The following is a 10,938-nucleotide window of genomic DNA, read 5'->3' as shown; positions in this document are numbered from 1 at the left end:
CGTCCCGCCTCACGTGCGCGACACACAAACTTCCGATGACCCGTCAGGTCGACGGTCTGGGCGACGTCCCCTGTTCGCTGCTCGTCGCTTTATCGAAGCGCGTCAGCGCCTCGTGGAGTTTCGTCAGCTGGCGCAGGATGCCGGCCCGTTGTTCGACCAGCCCGCCGACCGGGGTGAATCTGCTGTCGGCGATGACCGCGCCCACGGTGTCGCGCAGTGCGGTCAGTGCGGCCTTCGGGAGGATCCGGTCGGCCCTGTTCTCCGCCTCGGCGACGACGGCCTCGGCTTGCCGTTCGGCCGCCTGCACAGTCTGCCGGGCGCGGCGCGCGGCGGAGGCGCGGAGCCCCTCGGCCTCCAGGCGCAGCTGCTCGGCGCGGTGTTCGATCTCCGTCAGCCGCCTCTCCGCCTTCTGCTGCCGTGCGGCCAAATCCCGTTCGGACTGCTCGCGCCGCTTGGCCAGATTCGCTTCGAAATCAGCCGCGGCCTGCGCGGCCTTGGCGCGAGTCTCCTCGTAGAGGGCTTCGGCGTCGTCCCGGAGCATTGCTGCCTCGGCCGCGGCGTCGGAAAGCAGCGCATCTGCCTGCTTGCGGGCGGCTTTGGACAGCGCGGCCGCCTCGCTATCGGCAGCGGCCCGGTCCGGGGAAGGCGTCGCATCGAGAGCACTCAGCCGGCCCAGAACCTCGCCGGCCGTGGCGGGGCGGTTCCCCGGCGCGCGGGCCAGCAGGTCGAGGACGAGCGCGTCCAGCGCGGGCGGGACCGTCCGGTTCAGCTCACGCGGCGACTCGATCCGCCCCTCGAAGAGCAAGTGCATCTGCGCGTAGGGGTTGTCGGCCTTGTGCGGAGGCCGGCCGGTGAGCATGAAGTAGAGCAGGCAGCCGAAGGAATACAGGTCGGTGCGGTGATCCACGGCACAGTCGCCGCGCGCCTGCTCCGGTGACATGTACAGCGGGCTGCCGATGACCTTGCCGGTCACGGTGAGGCCACTGACGAGCATCGTGTCGCCGAGGAACTTGGCTATGCCGAAGTCCAGGACCTTCAGATCGCCCTCGGCGTTGAACATGATGTTCTCCGGCTTGATGTCCCGGTGCACGATGCCCTGCCGGTGCGCGGCGTCCAGAGCGGCGACGATCTGCAACGACCAGGTTGTGGCCAACTTCCAGGAGGGGAGATTCTGCAGGACCGCTTCACGCAGGGTCCGACCTGTCAGCCGCTCCATCACCATGTAGAGGACGCGTTCGCCGTCCAGAACGGCCTCGCCGCAGTCGTGGGCGATGACCGTGTACCGTCCGGGCAGTTGGGACGCCGATCTGATCTCGCGGCGGAACCGGAGGAAGGTCTCGTCCTCGCCCATCTGCGGGAGCGCAGTAACGAGCTTGACCGCCACGTCCCGTTGCATCCGCGCATCACGGGCCGCCCAGACCTCCCCCATCCCGCCCCGTCCCAGCCGCTCGACGAGTTCGTACCGGCCGTTGAGGAACTCCCCGCGCATACCCCGCCCCTTCCCACTCTCCCCAGGTGGCAAGAGCCTAACCAGTAGGCATACCCAGCGGACCGGGTCGCGGAGAAATTCGAACGGAGCGTTGTCCAGGGCACCGACGCCAGCAGCGATCTCGGGGTGCGGCAAGCCGGAGCGCTTACAGAGACGGGGCAAGCCGGTGGTGACGGTGGTCAGGGAACACAGAACATGACTATTGGTCAGGAACCCATCGCCATGGGCAAGTTCGGCGGGTTACGCTGAGCAGCGGTGGTCCAGCGATAGCAGGGCCGGGGTGGAGCAGAGGGGTACGACGGGTCCGATGGGGGACATGCCCGAGAAGATCGGCCGCTATACGGTCGTGGAGATGCTCGGCTGCGGGGGGATGGGCGAGGTCTACCGCGCCTACTCGCCGGCCGGCGACCCGGTGGCCGTCAAGCTGATCCGCTCCGACAAGCTGGACCCCGTGGCGCGCGCCCGCTTCGAGAAGGAGGCGGAGATCGCGCGCACCATCATCGGCACCAACCGCGTCGCACGATTCCTCGATGCCGATCCGTACGCCGACCGCCCGTGGCTGGCGATGGACTACGTGCCGGGCCGCACACTGCTCGACTACGTGAACCAGGAGGGCCCGCTCCCGTCCGTTCTGGTGGCGAGTCTCGGGGCGCTGCTCTCGGAGGGGCTCGCCGCCGTGCACGCCGTCGGCCTGCTGCACCGCGATCTGAAGCCGCAGAACATCATCCTGGGCGACTACGGTCCCATCATCATCGACTTCGGGCTCGCGGCGTTCGCCGATTCCGGGCACGGCACGCTCTCCAATCCGGGGACCGTCATCGGGACGGTGCGCTGCATGCCGCCGGAGCAGGCGGCCGGCCAGACGAAGGTCACGCCCGCCGCCGACATCTATGCGCTCGGCACGGTGCTGCTGTTCGCGGCGACGGGGCACTACCCCTATGACGGCCTAGAGTGGGCGGTCATCGCCGACCTGGTCCGCAGGCCCGATGTGGCTCCCGACCTGAGCGGCCTGCCCCAGGAGTTGAGTCTCCTCGTCACCGGGATGATGGCCCACTCCCCCGCGGATCGCCTCAGCCTGGACACGGCCGCGTCGATGTGCACCGATCTCATGGCGGCCGCAAAGGTCATCCCCGTCCAGGCACGCAACATGCTGGTCGACCGGACGGCGCCCAAGCCGCTCCGCCCCGTCCTCCTGGAACAGGTACTCACCCCGCAGTGGGAGGCCATCCAGGAACGCCTGAGACAAGCGGCGCTGCAGGACGAAGACGACGAGGACGGCCCGCTCGCCGATGGCGCCGATGTCGGCGCCGACACCAGCGCCGCCCAGAGCGGTGACGACGTCGACGAGGCGGACGTGCCGTCACCGTCGCCGCCTCCCGAAGCGGACCGGCCGACCGCTCCCCGCAGGACGCCGCGAAAACCGGCGTCCGAGCGGGTCGCGGACGAGCTGCGCGAAAGGTATGCGGTCCACTCGTCGCTGTGACAGGGCGTCAGTAACCCGGGGGCGATCCCGAACCGCAACGCTCGAACTCGGTTGATTCGGGCGGCATTCGGCCATGATGGTGTCAGGAAACTAGTGAGCTGGCGAGGGTGCGCAGTGGAGCAGCCGGTGAGTTTCGAGGCGGGGGCCTCTGCTGAGGGGATGCGGCCCGAGGAGGGTACCGACTTCCGGGAATGGCAGCCCGACGACGACGCGGTGCGGCGGCAGCGCGGCGCCGCCGAGCCGGTCGGCTTCTCCGCGGGCGCGCAGGTCGAGGTCCGCGAGGAGCAGTGGCTTGTCCGCAAGGTGGAGAAGACCGCACGGGACGGCTTCCGGATCGAGGTCACAGGTATCTCTCCGTTCGTTCGCGATACCGAGGCCGTCTTCTACAGCTGCCTCGACGACATCCGGCCGCTCGACCCCCGAAGGACGAAGCTCGTCGCCGACGACTCGCCGAACCACCGTCGGGCCCGCCTCTACCTGGAGGCGGTGATCCGCAAGACGCATCTGCCGCAGACCGAGCACGGCCTCGCCCTCGCCGGCAACTTCCTGATGGACCACCAGCTCCACCAGCTCCGCCCCGCAGAGCTGGCGCTGTCGATGAAGAACGCCCAGCCCCGGGTGCTGATCGCCGACGTGGTGGGCCTCGGCAAGACCCTGGAAATCGGCGTGCTGCTGGCCGAGCTGATCAGGCGCGGACGAGGCGAACGCATCCTGGTCGTCAGCCCGCAGCACGTGCTGGAGCAGTTCCAGCGCGAGATGTGGACCCGTTTCGCGATACCCCTGGTCCGGCTGGACTCCGCCGGCGTCCAGCGGATGCAGCAGGAGATACCCGCCGGCCGCAACCCCTTCGCCTACTTCAAGCGGGCGATCATCTCCATCGACACCCTCAAGAACAAAAACCTCTACGGCCACTACCTCGAGAACACCAAGTGGGACGCCGTCGTCATCGACGAGTCGCACAACCTCGTCAACCGCGGGTCCGAGCGCAACGAGCTCGCCCGCCTGCTCGCTCCGCGCACGGACGCGCTGCTCCTGGCCTCGGCCACCCCGCACAACGGCGACCCCAGGTCCTTCGCCGAGCTGATCAAACTGCTCGATCCGGCGGCGATCGCCGATCCCACCGACTATCGGGTCGACGACCTCGATCACCTCTATCTCCGCCGCACCAAGACCTCCCCCGAGGTCCGCGACTCCCTCAAGGGCTCCTGGGCCGACCGCGGGCCGTCCACACCCATCCATGTCCAGGCGTCCGCGAAGGAGGACGCGGTCTTCGAGGCGCTGGCCCGCGACTGGATCCCCCGCGACGGCAGCGGCGAGTCCGCCGGCAGCCACCAGCTCACCGGCTACAACCTGTTCAAGAAGTTCCTCTCCTCGCACAAGGCACTGCTGTCGACGATCACGTCCAGCCAGCAGCGGTTCAAGTACCGCAAGCGTCCCCCGAAGCCGGCCGAGGTCGAGGCCTTGCAGCGGCTCCACGACCTCGCCGCGCAGATCACCGACGACGACTCGGCGAAGCTGCGGGCCCTGATCGACCAGCTCCGCGACCTGAACGTAGGGCCGGACTCCGACACCCGCGTGGTGGTCTTCTCCGAGAGCATCCCGACCCTCACCTGGCTGGCCGAGGCGGTCCCGCCGGCTCTCGGCTTCACCAAAGACGGCAGCGTCGATGACAAGAAGCCCTGGCTCGCCTACGGCCACCAGGGGCGCGGCGGCGCCATCCAGGTGATGCACGGGGACGCCAACACCGACCAGGAGCAGATGGAGATCGTCGAGCGCTTCGGGCTGCGCGACGACCCGGTGCGCATCCTGTTCACCGGCGACATAGCCTCCGAGGGCGTCAACCTCCACCAGCACTGCAGCCAGCTGGTCCACTTCGATCTACCGTGGTCGCTCATTCGGATCGAGCAGCGCAACGGCCGCATCGACCGCTACGGCCAGCAGGTCAGCCCCGAGTTCCGCGCCTTGGTGCTCGTCAGTGCGGTGCCGTGGCGCACTGATCCCAGGACCGGTGAGCCCCGCTCCCTCGACGACCGCCTCGTCGGCGAGAAGCTGCTGAAGCGCGAGGAGGAGGCCCACAAGATCGAGGGCTCGGCGGAGGCCGCAGCCGGTACCGACCGCGCCAAGGACGAAGAGGACCGGCTGACCAGGGACCTGATCGCGGGCAAGACCGTGGAGCAGTCCCTGGTGGACGCCAAGCAGGGCGTGACCGGGTTCCTCTCCAACCTGCTCGGACAGGTCGGCGCCGTTCCGGAGCACAAGGACGTGCCGCACGCCGTCATCCCCCGGCTCTTCGACAGCACGGCCGCATACTTCGAGGAGGCCCTGCGGCAGGTCACCCGCACCGACCCCGCCGACGAGCTGAGCCTCCGTCATGAGGATGACGGCACCATCGCCTTCGAGCCGCCGCGCGACCTGCTCTACCGGCTGCGCGCCCTGCCCAAGTCCTACCTCGACGAGCAGCGCATCCTGCCCACCGACCAACGCCCCGGCCGCATCCTCGTCACCTTCGACAAGCGCCTCGCCGATCGACGCCTCAAGGCGGCCCGCGACTCCTCGACCTCCCAGTGGCCCAACGTCTCCTACCTCACCGATGTCCACCCCGTCCTCGACTGGATCACCGACAAGGTCCTGGTCGAGGTCGGCTACCACGAGGCTCCCGTCCTGGCGGCAGACGTCGAGGGCCCGATCTACCTGATCCAGGGCACCTACTCCAACGCCCTGGGTCGGCCGACCGTGCTGGAGTGGATGGCCGTCCGCGGGCTGCCGGGCGCCCCGGAGGTGACGGCCATGGACAACGCCTTCCTGGAGGAGTGCGGCGTCGGGGCACGGATGCCGGGGCGATCCGTCCCACTCGACCGGGATTTGCTTCAGGCCCACGTTCCTGCCGCGGTCGACGCGGCCCGCGACTATCTCAAGGCCCGCGAGGCGGAGTACCAGGACCGGACCGCCGCGGCCCTCGAGCCCTATCGCAAGCGCGTCACCCACTGGCAGCAGGAGGCCCTGTTCGCCGGTTCGCGGCCCAATAAGCAGCAGGTCAGAAAGACCGCGGGCCAGCAGTTCGATCTGATCAGGAAGCTGGAGACCGCCGGCGAGCCGATGCTGCGCCTGCTGGCGGTCCTGGAAGGCGGCGGGGAGCGATGAGCGCGGAGTTCGACTCACTCAACAACAGGGGCGAATACTTCGCCGCCCACTACTTCGCCGAGCAGCTCGGCGCCGACCTGAAGAAGGGTCTCCTCGCGACCTGGACGATGCGCGAACGCGATGAGCACGACGCGCGGGAGACCCCCCGTCAGCTGCTGCGTGCGCTTCGCGCCGGCTACCTTACCGACGAGGCCCGCGGCTACTTCGCGGAGCAGGACCAGCGGGACCGGGAGGCGGATACCGACGGGCCGCAGCTCCATACCTACGACAACGCGGAGTGGTGCAAGCGCCTTACGGAGTGGCACCAGCAGGTGCTGGCCGCGCTGGGCTTCCAGGTTGCGGCTCCCGGTGAGTTGACGGTTCATCGAGCAGGGCGCCAGCACGCCGTGCAGGTGGCCTTCGAGGGCGAGGGGATCATTGCCCTGGACTGCGGCTGGGCGAAAGACTCCGATTCCGCGATCGACGGCGACGGCCCGGGTCGGCTGATCGCCCCCTGTCAGATCAGCGGCAGCGAGACGATTCGATCGGGCGCGGCGCTCGCCGAGTGGCTGTTCCACAGCAACCTGGGCGACGAGAAGGGCCCCCAGCCGCGCTTCGTGCTGCTGTTGGTCGGCGGCGTCGTGGTGCTCGCCGACCGCAACCACTGGGGCGAGGGCCGCTACCTCGCCGCCAACCTGGACGCCGCGTTGGAGCGCAACGACCGCGCGCAGGGCGGCGAGCTGGCCACCATCGCTGCCCTGTTCAGCCGCGAGATGCTCACCCCGGGTGAGAACGGCGAGGCCCCGCCGATCGACGCGCTGCTCAAGGCCTCGACGGACAACGCGGTCGGCGTCAGCGGCGAACTCCGGCACGGCCTGCAGCGCTCGGTCGAGATCATCGCGAACGAGGTCCTGGCCCGCTTGGACGAGACGGGCCTCACCCCGCCCGACATCGAGGACCCGGCGGTGCCCATCGCCAAGGAGCTCACCCGCGAGTCGCTCCGGTACCTGTATCGGATCCTGTTCCTGCTCTACGCCGAGGCCCGCCCCGAGCTCCAGATACTCCCGGCCGACGACGGCTCCTACGAGGCCGGCTACTCCATGGCCCGGCTGCGCGAGCTGGTCGCCCGCGACGAGCAGCTGACCGAGGAGCGCGCCAAGAACGGCTTCCATCTCTTCGCCTCGTTGGACGTGCTGTTCAACAAGGTCAACTTCGGGCATCGGATCCGGGGCACCGAACCCGATGACGACCTCCCGGGCGACGACGAGGAGACCCGGAAGGCCAAGGCGGCGCGCCGGAGCGGGGACAAGGGGCTTCGCTTCGAGGCGCTGCACAGCAAGCTGTTCGAGCCGGGCGCCATCCGCCTGATCGGCCGCCAGATCGCGGACCCGCGCATCGACGAGGACGACCCGGATGCCGATGCCGGGCCCGAGTTGCTGGACCTTCGGCTCCGCAACGAGGCCCTGCACGAGGTGCTGCGGCTGCTGACGATGAAGAAGGCCGCCAAGCGCGGCCAGCGCGGTGGCTTCATCTCCTACCGCAACCTCGGGATCAACCAGCTGGGCGCGGTGTACGAGGGCCTGATGGCCTACACCGGCTTCATCGCGGACGCGGAGCTGTGCGAGGTCGCCAAGAACGGCAACCCTGAGGGCGGCTCCTGGATGATCCCGTCCTCGAAGCAGAAGGACTACCCCGACGAGGTGTTCGTCGAGTACGGCGAGGAGGACCGGAGGAAGGGGCTGCGGGGACGGAAGAAGTACCCGCCGGGCTCGTTCGTCTACCGGCTCGCCGGCCGTGACCGCCAGACGTCCGCCTCGTACTACACGCCCGAGTCGCTGACGAAGGTCACCGTCGAACTGGCGCTGAAGTACCGCCTCGACCAGGAGAAGGACGAGGCCGGCAACACCATCAAGACGCGCGCCACCGAGCTGCTGCAGTGGAAGATCTGCGAGCCGGCGCTGGGCTCCGGGGCCTTCCTCAACGAGGCCATCAACCAGTTGGCGGAGGAGTACCTGCGGCGTCGGCAGGAGGAGCTGAAGACCTCCATACCGACGGCCGACGTGCTGGACGAGAAGCGGAAGGTCAAGGCGTACATCGCGCTCCACAACGCGTACGGGGTGGACCTCAACGACACAGCCGTGGAGCTGGCCGAGGTCTCGCTGTGGCTCAACACCATGCACCCGGGCATGCAGGCCCCCTGGTTCGGGCTGCACTTGCGGCGCGGCAACTCGCTGATCGGGGCGCGGCGGGCGGTCTACGCGGGCAAGGACGTGGTCGCGAAGGACAAAGCATGGCTGAAGACCAACAAGGACGCGCTGCCGCCGACGGAGCTCCCGTTCCTGAGGGACGGTGAGCGGCAGGACCTCCCGAAGGGCGCCATCCACCAGTTCCTGCTTCCGGCGGTTGGGTGGGGTGCCGTCGCCAGCGCCAAGGAGGCGAAGGAGCTGGCACCGGAGGAGACCGCCCAGCTGGCGAAGTGGCGCCGCGGCATCCTCAAGCCGCCGAGCGGCGAGCGGAAGGGCGGGCGGAGGAGCGAGCTCGAGCGCCTTCAGGCGGTGGCGCGGCGGGCGGAGCTGCTGTGGGAACTGGTCGTCCGCCGCATGGAACTGTCGGAGCGTGAGATATCGCGGCACATAGAGGTCTGGGGCGCAGGTAAGGACGACCCGGAGTACGCGTTCCTTCGTCGTCCTGAGTCGGTGGTGAAGAAGGAGAAGGTCTACCGCGACCTCTTCGAGAAGCAGGGCACGCCGTACTGGCGGCTGAAGACCGTCATGAACGCCTGGTGTGCGCTGTGGTTCTGGCCGGTGGACAAGGCGGGGCTGGTGGACGGGACGGCGGCCGACTACGACCCGGAGGAGGAGGTCGTCGTCACGGCGGCGCTGGAGGCGCTGCCACATGTGGGAGAGATCCCCCAGCAGCGTGCGGCGCCAGTCGTCGAGACTCAGGAGGTCGAGCCGGCGGCTCCAGCCCCAGCAGCTCTGCGGTTCTCCGAGCAGATCAGCATCTTCGCACTCGGCGACGAACAACCGGCCCTGGACGAGGGCTTGGCGACGGAGCCGCCGGCGGCGCCCACGCGAACGAAGGGCCGCAAGCCCGCCCCACGGATCCCCGCCCGAGCCCGCCACATCCCGATGCGGTCCATGGCGGACTGGCTCGACTTCGCCGAGGCCACCTTGGGCACGTTCGGCGAGCGCGACAACCTCTTCGAGGTCGGCACTTTCAGCTCCCTCGACGACCTCGACACGTATGAGGAGTCGCTGCCAGCGCTCATGGGGATGGATGCGGCGGAGTCGCTGGCGTTCCGGTTCCCATGGCTCCACGAGGTCGCGGACATCGCCGGGGAACAGGGGTTCCTGCACTGGGAGTTGGACTTCGCGCTGGTCTTCGCCGGCCCCGGTGGGTTCGACCTTCAGATCGGCAACCCTCCGTGGGTGCGGCCGGATTGGAACGAAACGTCCGTGCTGGCCGAACTAGAGCCGTGGTTCGCACTCAGAACCAAGCTATCAGCTCAGGATCGCAGTAGGCGTTCCGATCGTTTGCTTACAGAGCGCGGAGCGCGTGCATACCTTCTTGTCGAACTTGCAAATACAAGCGCGACGAGCACCTTCCTAGCCTCGAAGCAGACCTACCCTCTCCTTGCAGGAACCCGCCCTGACTTCTATCGAGCCTTCATGACGTGTACTTGGCGCCACACTTCAAGAAATGGAGCGGCCGGCCTCCTCCACCCGGACACACATTTCAACGGTGACAAGGAGGCAGCCCTCCGAGCTGCAGCCTATCGACGTCTCCGCGTCCACGGCGACTTTGTGAACTCGGGCCAGCGGTTCTTCCCTCGCCCGATCGGCGATACTTCGCACTTCGGCGTCCACATCTACGGCAATGAGAAGGAGACCGGCTTTCAACACCTCTCATGGCTGGTGTCGGCTGATGCGCTACGCCTCTCTCCAACCCACAACGGCGCAGGCGACATTCCGGGGATCCGCTACAAGAACGGCGAGTTCGACGAGCGTCCCCATCGGTCCCGTGTGGTCTGGGTTGATGATGCGCAACTTGCCGTCTGGCAGCGCCTACTCGACGAGGAGGGTTCCCCGCTCGAACAGGCGAGACTTCTCTTCCCTGTCAGCACCGCCGAGGAACAGGCTATCCGAGCCTTGGCCGATTACCCGGTGCGGCTGAGGTCGCTCTCACCGCAGATCACTCGAGGTTTCGATGAAAGTGGCGCCAAGGAAGAGAGGCTTATCGATTACAACCGCTCCGAGGGAGACTCCGGAGAGTACCAACCTCGTACATGGCGCGAGGTCATCCTGAAGGGCACTCAACTGAGCGTCGCGACACCAATTTTCAAACGCCATGACGCCAACTCCAATGATCCCTACGGTCGGGATCTAGCCTCGCTTCCATCGGACTTCGTGGCCGATACTGCCTACGTGCGTATCGCGGATCCAGCCCGATTCCGATCAGAACAGGACCGATGGCTGGATCACCGTTCCCTCACCTGGGCCCGCAACAGCGACACGGCGATTGCGCGGGCGCGGTCATACCTGGCAGAGAAGGTGGGCCTTGACGAGGACGAGGTTCCTCACAAGGAGATCGACGCCCTGTTCACCCGGCTGGCGCGCAGGCGCTACGCCACCTTCCCGCGGCTTGCCTGGCGATGCATGATCGCGCCTAATACCGAGCGCGCACTATATGCGGCCGTAATCCCCGCTGGCCCCACTCACGTTGACGCCACCCAAAGTTTGATCATGCAGACCTTAGCCGACACGATCCTCGTGGCCGGCTTCTGGGCGTCCTTGCCTATGGACTACTACCTGCGTGTCACCGGACGATCGCATCTTCGCCAAGC

4 protein-coding genes are annotated in these 10,938 nt (G+C 67.9%); 3 read left to right on the top strand and 1 reads right to left on the bottom strand.

Going from position 1 to position 10,938, the window contains the following annotated elements; translation table 11 throughout:
* Positions 1–43: 43 nt before the first annotated feature.
* Positions 44–1,489, bottom strand: a complete 1,446-nt coding sequence (locus tag BIV57_RS08640; RefSeq protein ID WP_071656100.1) for a serine/threonine-protein kinase — start codon at positions 1,487–1,489, stop codon at positions 44–46.
* Between the two features lie 316 nt (positions 1,490–1,805).
* On the opposite strand from BIV57_RS08640, the gene BIV57_RS08635 reads away from it, so the two are divergent.
* The 3 genes from BIV57_RS08635 to BIV57_RS08625 form a co-directional block, all read left to right on the top strand.
* Positions 1,806–2,972: a serine/threonine-protein kinase gene (locus BIV57_RS08635; protein WP_245797485.1), complete on the top strand. Its 1,167-nt coding sequence runs from the start codon at positions 1,806–1,808 to the stop codon at positions 2,970–2,972.
* 159 nt (positions 2,973–3,131) lie between these two features.
* A complete protein-coding gene (locus BIV57_RS08630) occupies positions 3,132–6,113 on the top strand; it encodes an SNF2-related protein (RefSeq protein WP_079170147.1) in 2,982 nt (993 codons plus the stop codon).
* A partial coding sequence (locus tag BIV57_RS08625; protein WP_071656098.1) for a DNA methyltransferase occupies positions 6,110–10,938 on the top strand: 4,829 nt, incomplete at its 3' end. The genes BIV57_RS08630 and BIV57_RS08625, both read left to right, overlap by 4 nt.

The sequence above is a fragment of the Mangrovactinospora gilvigrisea genome, assembly GCF_001879105.1.
Lineage (GTDB): Bacteria > Actinomycetota > Actinomycetes > Streptomycetales > Streptomycetaceae > Mangrovactinospora > Mangrovactinospora gilvigrisea.
Note: the sequence above shows the minus strand (reverse complement) of the source record. Positions and strands in the feature narration are given on the sequence as shown.